15 protein-coding genes and 5 tRNA genes are annotated in these 12,838 nt (G+C 59.9%); 16 read left to right on the top strand and 4 right to left on the bottom strand.

Annotated elements, in window-relative coordinates; genetic code table 11:
• Positions 1–113 precede the first annotated feature (113 nt).
• On the bottom strand, positions 114–488 hold the full coding sequence (locus ACSMDR_RS02025; protein ID WP_436466846.1) for a DUF1289 domain-containing protein: 375 nt from the start codon (positions 486–488) through the stop codon (positions 114–116).
• Between the two features lies 1 nt (position 489).
• Positions 490–1,434: a CvfB family protein gene (locus tag ACSMDR_RS02030; protein ID WP_436466847.1), complete on the bottom strand. Its 945-nt coding sequence runs from the start codon at positions 1,432–1,434 to the stop codon at positions 490–492.
• A gap of 252 nt (positions 1,435–1,686) precedes the next feature.
• On the opposite strand from ACSMDR_RS02030, the gene ACSMDR_RS02035 reads away from it, so the two are divergent.
• The 4 genes from ACSMDR_RS02035 (at position 1,687) to ACSMDR_RS02050 (ending at position 4,242) form a co-directional block, all read left to right on the top strand.
• On the top strand, positions 1,687–2,913 hold the full coding sequence (locus tag ACSMDR_RS02035; RefSeq protein WP_436466848.1) for a UPF0149 family protein: 1,227 nt from the start codon (positions 1,687–1,689) through the stop codon (positions 2,911–2,913).
• A 201-nt stretch (positions 2,914–3,114) separates the two neighbouring features.
• Entirely contained in the window at positions 3,115–3,585 is a 471-nt protein-coding gene (locus ACSMDR_RS02040) for a MarR family winged helix-turn-helix transcriptional regulator (protein ID WP_436466849.1), read from the top strand.
• A complete protein-coding gene (locus ACSMDR_RS02045) occupies positions 3,582–3,770 on the top strand; it encodes a DUF4250 domain-containing protein (protein ID WP_436466850.1) in 189 nt (62 codons plus the stop codon). The genes ACSMDR_RS02040 and ACSMDR_RS02045 overlap by 4 nt, the downstream gene beginning before the upstream one ends.
• Before the next feature lie 295 nt (positions 3,771–4,065).
• Positions 4,066–4,242 (top strand): hypothetical protein, encoded by a 177-nt coding sequence (locus ACSMDR_RS02050; RefSeq protein ID WP_005913724.1) that lies wholly within the window; start codon positions 4,066–4,068, stop codon positions 4,240–4,242.
• A gap of 88 nt (positions 4,243–4,330) precedes the next feature.
• Here ACSMDR_RS02050 and ACSMDR_RS02055 read toward each other — a convergent pair whose 3' ends face one another.
• Complete coding sequence (locus ACSMDR_RS02055; RefSeq protein ID WP_005913727.1) at positions 4,331–4,918, bottom strand: FMN-dependent NADH-azoreductase; 588 nt, start codon at positions 4,916–4,918, stop codon at positions 4,331–4,333.
• Positions 4,919–5,144: 226 nt separating this feature from the next.
• Here ACSMDR_RS02055 and ACSMDR_RS02060 point away from each other — a divergent pair, with 226 nt between their 5' ends.
• The 4 genes from ACSMDR_RS02060 (at position 5,145) to ACSMDR_RS02075 (ending at position 8,449) form a co-directional block, all read left to right on the top strand.
• Positions 5,145–6,035: a DMT family transporter gene (locus ACSMDR_RS02060; protein ID WP_436468175.1), complete on the top strand. Its 891-nt coding sequence runs from the start codon at positions 5,145–5,147 to the stop codon at positions 6,033–6,035.
• A gap of 60 nt (positions 6,036–6,095) precedes the next feature.
• Positions 6,096–7,274: a formate-dependent phosphoribosylglycinamide formyltransferase gene (gene purT / locus ACSMDR_RS02065; protein ID WP_436466851.1), complete on the top strand. Its 1,179-nt coding sequence runs from the start codon at positions 6,096–6,098 to the stop codon at positions 7,272–7,274.
• 107 nt (positions 7,275–7,381) lie between these two features.
• Positions 7,382–8,047, top strand: a complete 666-nt coding sequence (hxpB, locus tag ACSMDR_RS02070; protein ID WP_436466852.1) for a hexitol phosphatase HxpB — start codon at positions 7,382–7,384, stop codon at positions 8,045–8,047.
• 198 nt (positions 8,048–8,245) lie between these two features.
• The gene (locus tag ACSMDR_RS02075; protein WP_436466853.1) at positions 8,246–8,449 is read left to right on the top strand and encodes a CPXCG motif-containing cysteine-rich protein; all 204 of its coding nucleotides are present in this window, start codon (positions 8,246–8,248) and stop codon (positions 8,447–8,449) included.
• Positions 8,450–8,591: 142 nt separating this feature from the next.
• Here ACSMDR_RS02075 and ACSMDR_RS02080 read toward each other — a convergent pair whose 3' ends face one another.
• Entirely contained in the window at positions 8,592–9,206 is a 615-nt protein-coding gene (locus ACSMDR_RS02080; protein WP_436466854.1) for a riboflavin synthase subunit alpha, read from the bottom strand.
• Positions 9,207–9,338: 132 nt separating this feature from the next.
• Between ACSMDR_RS02080 and ACSMDR_RS02085 the strand changes: the two genes are divergently transcribed.
• The 8 genes from ACSMDR_RS02085 (at position 9,339) to ACSMDR_RS02120 (ending at position 12,752) form a co-directional block, all read left to right on the top strand.
• Positions 9,339–9,545: a YaeP family protein gene (locus tag ACSMDR_RS02085; RefSeq protein ID WP_436466855.1), complete on the top strand. Its 207-nt coding sequence runs from the start codon at positions 9,339–9,341 to the stop codon at positions 9,543–9,545.
• A 251-nt stretch (positions 9,546–9,796) separates the two neighbouring features.
• Complete coding sequence (locus ACSMDR_RS02090; protein WP_436466857.1) at positions 9,797–11,164, top strand: MATE family efflux transporter; 1,368 nt, start codon at positions 9,797–9,799, stop codon at positions 11,162–11,164.
• Positions 11,165–11,348: 184 nt separating this feature from the next.
• Positions 11,349–11,425: transfer RNA gene (locus ACSMDR_RS02095), tRNA-Val, on the top strand.
• A 16-nt stretch (positions 11,426–11,441) separates the two neighbouring features.
• Positions 11,442–11,518, top strand: a tRNA-Val gene (locus ACSMDR_RS02100).
• Between the two features lie 17 nt (positions 11,519–11,535).
• A tRNA-Val gene (locus ACSMDR_RS02105) sits at positions 11,536–11,612 on the top strand.
• A gap of 21 nt (positions 11,613–11,633) precedes the next feature.
• Positions 11,634–11,710 (top strand) — tRNA-Val (locus ACSMDR_RS02110).
• 15 nt (positions 11,711–11,725) lie between these two features.
• Positions 11,726–11,802 (top strand) — tRNA-Val (locus ACSMDR_RS02115).
• A gap of 215 nt (positions 11,803–12,017) precedes the next feature.
• Complete coding sequence (locus ACSMDR_RS02120; protein WP_436466858.1) at positions 12,018–12,752, top strand: UTRA domain-containing protein; 735 nt, start codon at positions 12,018–12,020, stop codon at positions 12,750–12,752.
• Positions 12,753–12,838: the final 86 nt, after the last annotated feature.

Consider the following 12,838-nt stretch of genomic DNA (forward strand, 5'->3'; position numbering starts at 1 on the left):
TTCACCGGCATAGCCTCAAACCGCCGGGCGGATCTGCAAAGATGACGATCGAAAAAGGGCGCCTTGTGGCGCCCTTTTTATGTTGGCAATCTGCCCCACTCACCAGGGGTGGCTCAGACAGGAGTCTCGGCAAGGATTGCCTTGCTCAGGCAAGCCTCGCACCAGCAGGCAGGCGCATCGCTCATGGGCAGGGCCGGCAACTGGCTGCACCAGCACTCACTGATCCCCTTGCCCGCCGAGACGGCGCAGTAAGCCGGTTCGCCACAGCCAGGGCAGACATGGGTACTCTGAGGCTGATCATCCGGCGCCGGCATCACGGCCACCACAGGGCTGGGCGAGGCAAGCCCTCTGGTCGTCAGGGTCGCCATGATGGCTAGCTGCTCGGCCTCCGTCATGGTGGACCAGCGCCCGATCTCGCTCAAGGTGCGGCCACACCCCAGACAGAGGTCGCCCTTGGCCTCACAGCGCTGGACACAGGGACTCGCCATCTCAGTCCTGCTCGCCCTGCGCAGTCTCATCCTGCGCCGATGGTGCGGCAACCAGCCGAATGCAGTTTGGCTCTATCACGATCAGCCCCTGCTTGTAGAGGCCGCCGATCGCTTTTTTGAAGGTGCCCTTGCTCATGGCCAGCAGCTTGGAGATGAGTTCTGGCTCGCTCTTGTCACCCAGCGCCAACTCGCCGCCCTGCTTGCGCAACCGCGCCATGATGATGCTGCCCGCATCATCCATGCGCTCGCCAATGTCCGGCTTTTGCAGGGTCAGGTCCAGCTTGCCATCGGCACGTACCTGCTTGACCCACGCAGTCTGTGGACGTCCCGTCATCACTCGGCCAAACACCTCGTTCTTGAACAGCATACCGGCGTAGCGATCGTTGACCACCACCTTGATACCCAAGGGCGTATGCTCACCCGGCAGGGCCGTCACCTGATCTCCCACCTTGAAGGGCGGCAGCTCCTGGGAGAGGAAACGTTCGATGCGACTGGTGCCCACCATGCGTCCCTCGTTGTCGAGCATCAGATAGACCAGATAGACGTGGCCTACCTGCATCGGCTTGTTCTGCTCCCGGGTCGGCACGAACAAGTCTTTCTTCATGCCCCAATCGAGGAAGGCACCAATCTTGTTGGCATTGACCACCTTGAGACCGGCCAGCTGACCCACCATGGCAAACGGCTTGTCGGTGGTGATCACCGGCTCGCAGTCGGCATCCAGATAGAGGAAGACGGCAACCTCATCACCCTCGGCAACCCCGTCAGGCAATTGACGCTTGGGCAGCAGCAGCTCACCGTACTCTTCACCGGCGGCAAGCCAGGCGCCCCTGTCTTCGAGTTCGATCACTGTGAGGTTGTTCATCTTGCCAATCTGTATCATGGTGCTCTCTTGTCTTTTTAGTTCACGGACAGTCTGTCCCCGGACCGCGTCCGGATGGGCGCGCATATTACCGCAAAGGGCCGGTCACGGCCTAGTCTCTTGCAGAGATATGGGGCGATATTTGCCACTCTCAAGGACAATTTTGCGTCAAGACAGATCCGGATATTTTCCCGGGCCCCCTTGCCAGATTGCTGATAATAGCAGCAGTTCGCCGCCATTTGACTGCATTCATCTCCATTTTTGGGTAGACTACGCCGCCATTTATGCCGGGCCCCAGGGCCTGGCACAGATCTCACCCATCGAGAGAGAGGAGCCGTGATGAACCCCGCCAATCGAACCCGCCAGCTCAATATCTGGTTGCAGCAGCAAAGTGGTGACGACATGAGTTATCCCGCGCTGCACGGTTTTCTGTGTGCTCGCCTCGCAGGCCCGGAGCAGCCAGACTGGCAGATGCCGCTGGAGGGGTTGCTGGCTCAGGGAAAATCCGTCGCGCTCGATGACAAGAGCGAGCTTGCCCTCCACCATCTCATCCAAGAGCTCGAGGCCCAGGCCGAGGCGGGAGAGATCTCCTTGCCCAGCCAGTGCCGCCTGCCAAACGAGCGGCCAGAGCAAGTTTTCGAAGCCAGCCACCCCTTGGGTCAATGGAGCTACGGCTTCAGCCAGGGACTGGCCTGCTGGCCCGCCCCCGCCAATCTCAATGATCCCGTCACCCAGCGCCGCTTGCGCCTGGCCGCCGAACTGAGTCTGTTTCGCGATCTCACCCTGGCGCGCATGTTGCACCAAGCGGCGGCGAGCGAGCTGCCCTTCCTCGATTTTTGCAAACGCCAGCGCCAGCAGATGAAAGGGGCGCTCAATGGCTTGCTCGGGGTTCACGAGTGGAGTCTGCCTTCGGCAGCGCCGAGTGCCCCGGCCAGCGAACAGAGCAAGCAGTGGCAGGCCTGGTTCGAGCAAGCCAACGGCTGTCGCACGCCTCAGGCCCGTCTGGTCTGGTTCGAGCGCATCATCCAGGGTGCCGAGCCACTGTTTGAGGACGCATTCTGGCAAGCACTGGATGGTCACGGCTGGAGCGCCAGCGAGGCGCGCCCTCTGCTCGCAGCCTGGGCGGGGCGAGCCGATTGTCTGTTCGAGCTTGGCTTGCTGCCCCAGGCGCGCCGCGAGTATGAAGCCCTGCTGACGCTCTGTCGTCTGGATGAACCCGGTTGCCGCTATCCCCTGGCCAGCCTCTATGCCATGACGGCAGACTGGCGCGCCCTTGAGGCGTTACTGGCCCGCTTCGATGAAGCCTCCTGCGCCCTGCTCTACAGTCAGGCGTTGATGTGGTTTGCTCGCAAGGCGCCAGCACATGCAAAAACCTGCCTGGTGAAGGCGCTGGCCAGCAATGCCCATGTACCAGCCTATCTACTCGGCCAACGCAAACTGCCCAAGCAGCCCCCCCACTACTGGCAGAGCGGCAGCCGGGACGAAGCGGCCAGCTATGCCTTGCAAGGGCGCACCGCCTGGTTGGCAGAAGGCGCCCTGCTCTGGCTCAGGACGCACTCAAAATAAGAGCAGCGCCAGGCGAAGCTGGGAAATAGCACTAATCTGATAGAGGGATGGTGGCCATTTGGAGCACATATTTTCGCCTTTAGCCCGCTCCGCCGTGCGCCAGTGCACAATTCTCGGGCCCTTTTTCAGACAAAGGCTCCTGAGTTACGTATCATCAAAGTATCAAGAGAAACTGCATCCAAGATAACAGCAGGAGTTCACATGCAAAAACTCATCGGTCTGCTTGCACACTATCCCCCGTACCAACTGGTGCACGCCGCCGAAATGGTAAGGGAGACCTTCGAGCAGTTCTATCAGGCCCGCTATCAGCTCACTGTGCCCCAATGGCGGCTGATGATGGTGCTTGGACCCAACTACCCCATCAGCCAGAAAGAGTTGGTGGAGGCTAGCGGCATGGACAAGGTACGCATCTCCCGGGAGATCCATCGTCTTGGCGAAAAAGGCATATTGCATGCCCAGAGCAGCGAGCAGGACAAGCGGGTCAGCCTGGTCTCCCTCACCGAACAGGGGGAAGCCCTGTTCCTGCAGCTCAAAAGCGAGGCTGGCAGCTGGCAGCATACCCTGACTGACTATCTACCGAGCGAAGCGCGCCAAAGCATACGGCAACACCTGCAGAGCGTGAGCGAAGCCATGGAGCAGTTACACAAGCTGGACGAGGAGCAGCAACCATGAACCTGCAGCACTTCGATACCATGGACGTCAACATGCTGCTGAGTCTGGTCAATATGCAGCTGCGTGATCACTATGCCGATCTTGATGATCTGTGCAACGCACAGGAGTTGGACAGAGCAGCCCTAGAGGCTCGGCTGGCCAGCGGTGATTTTCACTATCAAGCCCAGCAAAAGCAGTTTCGCTAGGGGAGACTGAGTGGCTTGTGGTTGAAGAGGGCATGCGATCAAGTTAGATGCCTTGGCAGAAAAAGACCTCATCGTCGCCAGATCCTCCCCCCGGCGATCGAGATCGGGATCACAGCTCGGCGCCCCCGTCGATCCCGAGCCGAAAAAACTGCTAGGATAAGACTCTTCTCCCTGTTCAGGGGTGCCTGTTAGCACCTTGATATGGTAGAGGGGCGCCACACAGCCTGGTGCACGGATGCATCAAACTGTCATCTGCGGCGATTAATCTCTCGCACAACCAACAAGGAGGTACCCCATGATCCCAACCCGACAGACCAGCTTGATCACCCTCTGCGCCCTGCTGATGATCAGCCTGTTTACCCCGACCCTGCCCGGCAATGCCGAACAGTGGTTAAGCCTGGTGCTCATTGGCTTGCTGGTTGTCGTACTGCTGCTGGTCCTGGGCGGCTGTCGCCGCTTTATGCTGGACTAGCTCGCGCCTGACGCTTCAATAAGCGACATAAAAAAACGCAGCCAAGGGCTGCGTTTTTTGTTGGTAAGCACAGAGCGTCTTCGAGAACTCAGTAGGCCAACGCCTCAAACTGGGTCTTGGCCGTTTCAATGCCCTTGGCCTGCGCTTCCGGGCCCATGCCCATGCCTTCGGCGTAGATGAAATCGACATCTTTGATCCCGATGAAACCCAGGACCGTCTTCATGTAGGGGGTGACCAGATCGGTGGGGTTACCCAAGTGCAAACCGCCACGGGGGCTCACCACCAGGGCGCGGGTGCTGTCGACCAGACCGACCGGGCCGGTTTCGGTGTAGCGGAAGGTGACGCCGGCACGGGCAATCAAGTCAATCCAGTTTTTAAGCTGGGTCGGGATGTTGAAGTTGTACATGGGCGCCGCGATGATCACCAGGTCGCTCGCTTTGAGTTCGGCGATCAGCTCATCGGACTGCGCCAGCACAGCCAGCTGACGCTCATTGAGGTTTTCGCCGCCGCGCAGACCCATGGCCAGCTCACCATCCAATACCGGCAGATCCAGGGTCGCCAGATCACGCACGGTGACGCTGTCTCCCTGACGTTCGGCCAGATAGCCATCGATAAGGGCATTGGATTGTGAGTATTGGCCCAGGATGCTGGATTTGAGTACGAGGATATTAGCCATGGTAACGCTCCATTTGGTTGTCAGTTGGACAGCAGGACTGTCGATGGAGGCTACTATAAACACAGCGTTTCCAGGCTGATAGCGAAAATAGATGCTCAATTCATTCAAAAAATTTGATTGTAATTCGCTTTAACTCTGACAAGGATCGCGGCCAGGGCTGCGCCCCTTGGCAGGACAAACGATTGCCGTTATGATCCGCCGCACTTTTTTCAGCGACCCGGATCCTATGGAACCCTCCCGCAGCCACTCCCCCTTTGCTGGCGCAATCTGGATGATGGTGGCCGGCCTTTGCTTCGCCGCCGTCAACAGCCTCAGCCAATATGTCAGCTTCAAGCTCGGCCTCCCTTCGACCCAAGTAGCCTTCCATCAATATCTGATCGCCCTGGTCTGTCTGCTGCCCTGGCTGGTGCGTCACGGCCTGCGCCAATCCTTACAGACCCGCCAACTGCGTCTGCACCTGCTACGGGTGCTGCTGGCGGTGATCGGCATCCAGTTCTGGCTATGGGCGCTGGCGGTGCCCATCCCCATCTGGCAAGGCATAGCACTGCTGATGACCTCGCCGTTGTTCGCCACCCTAGGCTCGGCCTTGCTGCTCAAGGAACAAGTAAGCAGAGCCCGTATTCTGGCGACCCTGGCCGGTTTTGTCGGCGCCATGCTGATCCTGGCACCCTGGACGGATGAGTTTAGCTGGGCTTCCCTGCTGCCGGTGGCGGCAGCCCTGTTCTGGGCCGGTTACTCCCTGCTGGTGCGCTACCAGGCGGCGAGCGAATCGTCCCACACTATCGTGGTCTACCTGCTCATCTTCAGCACCCCCTTCAACGCCATGCTGGCGTTGCCGGAGTGGCAATGGCCGACTGAAACCCAGTGGCTGTTGGTTGCCGCTTCTGGTGTCTTGTCTGCCTTGGCCCAGATGTCCATCGCCCGCGCCTACAGCGTGGCAGAGGCATCCTTTGTACAGCCGTTCGACTTTGCCAAGCTGCCCATGAACGTGCTGGCCGGCTGGCTGGTATTTGGCTGGGCACCGCCCGGCCGATTGTGGCTGGGAGCCGCCATCATCATTGGCGCCATCACCCTGCTCACGCATCTGGAGCAGCGTGCCCACAAGTCCGTTTCCTGAGGTACGCCATGCGTGCCTCTTTTTTATCCTCTAATGACCATCGACATCGGGAGATATCATATGTTTGGAACCGCTACCCGCCCCGGCGCCACCCGCGCCCTGCTGCTTGGATCTGGTGAACTTGGCAAGGAGGTGGCCATCGAGCTGCAACGGTTCGGGATCGAGGTGATCGCCGCCGATCGTTATCCCGATGCCCCCGCCATGCAGGTGGCCCACCAAGCCCGGGTGCTGGACATGCTCGATGGCAATGCTCTGCGTGCCCTAGTGGCAGAGGTCAAACCCGACCTCATCATTCCCGAAATAGAGGCCATCGCCACAGATACCCTGGCGCAGCTTGAGCAGGAAGGGGTCAAGGTAGTACCAAACGCCCGCGCCACCCAGCTCACCATGAACCGGGAAGGGATCCGCCGCCTCGCCGCAGAGGAGCTGGGCCTGCCCACCTCCTCCTACCGCTTCGCCCAGAACAAGGTAGAGTTTGACGCCGCAGTCGAGGCCATCGGCCTGCCCTGCGTGGTCAAACCGGTAATGAGCTCATCCGGCAAGGGCCAGAGCCTGCTACGGGATCTGGTCAAGCTGGACGAGAGCTGGACCTACGCCCAGGAGGGTGGCCGCGCCGGTCGTGGCAAGGTGATTGTGGAAGGATTCGTCCCCTTCGAGTACGAGATCACCCTGCTCACGGTGCGGGCCGTCGATGGCATTCATTTTTGCGACCCCATAGGCCACCGCCAGGAAGATGGCGACTACCGCGAATCCTGGCAGCCACAGGCGATGAGCGAGCTGGCGCTGGCCCGCGCCAAGGAGGTGGCGGCCAGGGTGGTCGAGGCACTGGGCGGCTATGGCCTGTTCGGGGTCGAACTGTTCATCAGGGGCGACGAGGTGTGGTTCAGCGAAGTCTCCCCTCGTCCCCATGATACCGGCATGGTGACCCTGATCTCCCAGGATCTCTCCGAATTTGCCCTCCATGTGCGCGCCATCCTGGGGCTGCCCATCGGTACCATCACCCAGTACGGGCCGAGTGCCTCGGCCGTGGTGCTGCGCGATGGTCACAGTCAGGACATCCGCTATCAGGGCATTGGCGAGGCGCTGGCATTGGTGTCGGGCGCCCAGCTGCGGTTGTTTGGCAAGCCCGAGATCGCCGGTCGCCGCCGACTCGGGGTCGCCCTGGCCCGTGGGCAGCAGTGTGAAGAGGCGGTGGAAAAAGCCAAGGCGGTCGCTGCCCGGGTCGAGGTGATTTTTTAACAGGAAATAGCCGTTAAGATGATCAGGCGCAAGGGGCATGAGGATGCCCCTTTTGCATTTTCTCGTCCGGTTTATAATTCCTCATTCAAATTTGTCAGGAGTACAAGATGTTAGCTGCCGTTATCTTCGATATGGATGGTGTTCTGATCGACTCTGAACCCTTTTGGCAACGGGCCCAGATGGCGGTGTTCTCCGAACTGGGTCACCCCCACAGTGAAGCCGACTGCGACTCGACCATAGGGATACGTATCGATCAGCTGGTGGCACACTGGTATCGGCTTCGCCCCTGGGTGGGTCCCAGCCAGGAAGAGGTAGTGCAACGCATTCTGGACAGGGTAAATGCCCTGATCTTGAGCGAGGGTCAGCCCAAGGCGGGGGTACTGGAGGCGCTGGCGCTGATTGAAGCACAGGGTCTTAAAGTGGGCCTGGCGACCTCCTCCCCCTTTGCCATGGTGGAGGCCGTGCTCGGCAAGCTCGGCATTCGCGATCGTTTCCTGGCGGTGCATTCTGCCGAGGTGGAACGTTTCGGCAAACCCCATCCGGACGTCTATATCCATGCCGCCGAGAAGCTCGGGGTCCTGCCAATGCACTGCCTCGCCATCGAAGATAGCTTTACCGGGCTGCTGGCGGCCAAGGCGGCCTCGATGCGGGCGCTGATTGTGCCCGATCCTGCGCTGCTCAATGATCCTCGTCTCGCCATCGCCGATCACAGGCTCGATTGCCTGAGCGAACTCGATGCAGAGCAACTGGCCAGCTGGGTGGCGGGCAAGTAAGGTATCCACGCCGTGCGACCCAGGCTGCACGGCGCTGTTCATTTCACTCTCACCTCAATCCGCCTCCCTTCATCCCTGATGCACCAGTCAACACCGCCCACCAATCCCTCTCTTTATGCGCGGGCTCCCAGTCAGCAGGCGAGGCACTGACTAGACTGAATGCATTGGCCATTCACCCTTGGCCTTAGGGAGATCACCATGCTCGACTACATCAACAAACGAATAGTCTGCCCCCATTGCGGCCACCACACCCAAGTGGCACTGGATGCCAGCCAGGGAGATCAAGAGTTCTATGAAGACTGCATGGCCTGCTGCAACCCCATACACCTGCGGCTGCACAAAGACGAGGTGCGGGATCGATTGCAACTCATGGTCGATGCGGATGACGAACAGCTGTTCTGAATCTTGACCACTCGTCCTGCAAGCCGCGGCGAGCGCCCTGATATAGACGCCAGGTAAAACAGCGCCCGCGTGATGCGGGCGTTGTTTTATCTGGCCTCGGCGATCTGGCCATGGTGGCCACCGGGCAATCACTGCTGCAAGATCAGGAAGGACGCTGAGCCAGCACACGTTCGACGGTGTCGACGATGGCCTGAGTCTGGGGATCGATCTCGATGTTGGTTCGCCAGCCCACCTGAACCCAGCCCAGATTGGTGCGGGTCAGGGTCTCCGGGATGAGGTTGACGCAAAACTCAGTGCCGCGCACCTCGCCAACAGTCAGGCTGATGCCATCGATGCCGATATAGCCCTTGGTCAACACATACTTCATGAGCGTGGGGGCAAGGCGATACCAGACCTGACGATTGTTGGGGGTGTCTATGACCGAGATCACTTCCGCCGTGCCCATGATATGACCAGACATGGCATGACCGCCAATCTCGTCACCAAAGCGGGCGGCCCGCTCCACGTTGACCTTCTCTCCCAGCTGCAACTGGCCAAGGTTGGTCAGACGCAGGGTCTCCTGCATCAGATCGAAACTGACCCTGTCACCCTCGATACGGGTCACCGTCAGACAGCAGCCGTTGTGGGCCACCGAGGCCCCCAGTGCCAAACCCTCCCCCCATGCCAGGCTCGGCATGCGGATCACGTGGGTGCGAAAGTTGGGTAGCTCTTCGATGGCCACCAATTCGGCGGTCCCCTGCACTATGCCGGTGAACATGTCTCGTCTCCTGCTACGACAAAGGAGGCAGGTTAACCTCGGTGTGCGCTGCAAACAAGGGCGCGAGCTGACAAGCCAGCCCCTGATCGCTATAGTGGCGACGTTCGCATTCAGGTTATTAAGGAATAAATAATGCAGGTATATCAATGTTGTGAAGCGATCCGCATCGCCTATAACCAGATTGGATCCGGGGATCAGGGCTATGTCCCCCAAGCCATTGCCGCCAGCATCCGTGCTCTGGATGCGGTCGCCCGGGATGAACGCGTGCCATCCGAATTGCGTCAGCAAGCCGCCTACGCCGCCGCCAACCTGTTGATCAGCGATCACGAAGACGCCTGATCGAGCCTGCGCTGCCCCCCTTTGATGACCCGGGGCCGCGCTCGTCAACAGGGTACAGCCCGGACCATTGCTTTCGGTGATCCTTGGCGTGCTGCCTCGTAAACTACCCCATTGGGGGTTGAGTCCACTCAATCGTTTCGCTTGACCGTCAGTTACGGCTAGAATGACTCCCTCGGTGCCCCGTTCTGGTGCACCGTTCTTCTCTTTTGTTCCATCATGTCATGCCCAAGCGGCCCCCACCGGAGGTGTCAGTGCAACGTTATTGGTCCGAGGCGAGGCAACTCATTCGTCTTGCCAGCCCTATTCTGGTGGCGCAAGTTGCGCAGATTGCGATGAACTTCGTCGATACAGTGATGGCAGGGCAGGTCAGTGCCGTCGATCTCGCCGCGGTATCTGTCGCCTCCAGCTTCTGGCTGCCGGTGATCCTGCTGGTACAGGGCATCATCATGGCGCTCACCCCCATCGTCTCCCAACTCAATGGCGCCCGTAAGCGCAATGAGGTACGCCCGGCCGTCCACCAGGCGTTCTGGCTTGCCCTCATAGTGACCCCGATCGCGATGCTGGCACTTTATGTCAGCCCGCTGGCGCTGCAATACATGAACGTCGATCCCGTCATGGCGGACAAGACTGCCGGGTATCTGCATGCCATTCTCTGGGGGCTGCCTGCCTTTGCCATGTTCCAGGTGCTGCGCAACTTCAGTGAAGGGCTCTCCCATACGGTGCCGACCATGGTGATAGGCTTCGTGGGGCTGGCGGTCAACATCCCGGCCAACTACATCTTCATTCATGGTCACTTCGGCATGCCCGCGCTCGGCGGGGTCGGCTGCGGGGTGGCGACTGCCATCGTGCTCTGGGCCATGTTGCTGGCCATGATCCTCTATGTGAAGTTCTCCAGCCACTTTCGCAAAATTGCGCTGTTTGCCAGCCTGTGTCGCCCCAACGGCAGCCGGATCTGGCGTCTGTTCCGCTTGGGTTTCCCCATCGCCATGGCCATCTTCTGCGAGGTGACCCTGTTTACCGTCGTGGCCCTGATGCTAGCGCCCTTTGGCGCGGAAATAGTGGCCAGCCACCAGATTGCGCTCAACTTCTCCAGCCTGGTATTCATGCTGCCGCTCTCCATTGGGGTAGGGGTCACCATCCGGGTCGGCCACAGCATAGGAGAAGGCCTGCCGGATCACGCCCGGGTCGCGGCCCGTACCGGCCTGATGCTCGGCATCGCAGTCGCCGCCGGCACTGCCGCCCTGACGGTGCTGCTGCGCGAACAGATTGCCGCTATCTATACCGAGGACATGAATGTCATCACCTTGGCTGCCCTGCTGCTGTTCTTCGCCGCCATCTACCAGATCTCGGACTCGGTGCAGGTGATTGCCGCGGCCGCCTTGCGCGGTTACAAGGACACCCAGGCCATCTTCTACATCACCATAGTGGCCTATTGGGGCCTAGGGCTGCCAAGCGGCATGATACTGGGGCTCACCGACTGGGTGGTGCCGCGCATGGGGCCGCAGGGCTTCTGGGTCGGCTTTATCATAGGTCTGACCGGCGCGGCACTGATGCTGGGGGCCAGGCTCAAGGTCATCTATGGCCGCTTCGCCACTCCCCCGTCCTCGCAAGCGGGTTGAGAAGCGGATGGCATGCCACTTCTCGCCAGCTTGGTGAGACAGGTTTTTTGGACGGCTCGCCTGCAAAATCAACAGGCTGCACAAGAACTGGGCAAACAGTCTCCTTTGTGCATAGAGGCTGTTGACAGCCTTGGGGGCCATGGGTAGTATGCCGTCCACGTCAGCACAGCTGGCGTGGTGAAGTGGGTTTATAGCTCAGTTGGTTAGAGCACTACCTTGACATGGTAGGGGTCGTTGGTTCGAATCCAATTAAACCCACCACTTTCTGATATGCGATGCGTCCTTAGCTCAGCTGGTTAGAGCACCACCTTGACATGGTGGGGGTCGGTGGTTCGAATCCACTAGGACGCACCATTCAGCAGACAGTTTTCGCGTCCTTAGCTCAGCTGGTTAGAGCACCACCTTGACATGGTGGGGGTCGGTGGTTCGAATCCACTAGGACGCACCATATTACTGCGATAGCAGCCGTGGGTTTATAGCTCAGTTGGTTAGAGCACTACCTTGACATGGTAGGGGTCGTTGGTTCGAATCCAATTAAACCCACCACATTTTGATGAAGATGCGTCCTTAGCTCAGCTGGTTAGAGCACCACCTTGACATGGTGGGGGTCGGTGGTTCGAATCCACTAGGACGCACCATGATTTATCGCAAATATCCCGCCTCGTGCGGGATTTTTGCTATCTGCTCCCCTCCTTCGTCATCACAGCAGCGCCCTTGACGCCCCGGGGAGCGCACCTTATTGTCCCTTGTCATCAGGCTGACATCTGAATGTCATCCAATGAGGCCGCCAGGGGGACACTACCCCTTCGGCTCTTGCGCCTTTGTCTTCCTTGCCTCAATCACAGGATCAGCCATGCAAAGCCCGGCTCTTCATTATCAGATCATCAGTCAATCCATCGAGCAAGAGATCCTGGCCGGTCGCATCCAGGCCCAGGGCAAGCTGCCCGCAGAGCGGCAGCTGGCACAGACCTTCGCCACCACCCGGGTCACCCTGCGCGAGGCGCTGGCACTGCTCGAGGGCAAGGGGCTCATCTATCGGGAGAATCGCCGCGGCTGGTATGTATCCCCCCCCAGGTTGCGCTACAACCCGACCGAGCGGGCCAGCTTCAACGAGCTGGTGACGGCCCAGGGGCGCCTGGGTCATACCAAGCTACTCAGCTGCCAGCTCGCCTACCCGGCCCCCGAGGCGGCCCAGACCATGGGGTTGCCCGCCTTTACCAAGAGTTGGAACCTGCAACGGCTGCGCAGCCTGGATGGACGCATCGTGCTGCTCGAGGAGAACCATGTCTGCGTCAGCTGCTGCCCGGATCTTGCCCGCCACGATCTGAGCCAATCCCTGACCCGCTTGTTCGAGGAGCACTACCAGCTCTACCTGGCGCGTACCCAGATCCAGTTCTACCCCATTATCCTGGAGGGGGAGCGCGCCAGCTTGCTCGGCCTCACCCCTGGCTCCTCCGCCCTCTTCATCCGCCGTCTCAACTTCGATGAGGCTGGCCGTCTTTATGAACTCGATCACGAATACTGGCGCCATGACGCCCTGGCCATCGAGCTGGAACGAATCAACTCGCCCCTCGTCCAAAACGCCTGAGCGCAACAGTCGCCTTATCCTGCTCTGTCTTCTACCCCTCTGCCATCAGGCTGTCACTGTGCCGTCATGACAACGTCATCGGCGGC

This window comes from Aeromonas molluscorum, from assembly GCF_051376105.1.
GTDB lineage: Bacteria > Pseudomonadota > Gammaproteobacteria > Enterobacterales > Aeromonadaceae > Aeromonas > Aeromonas molluscorum.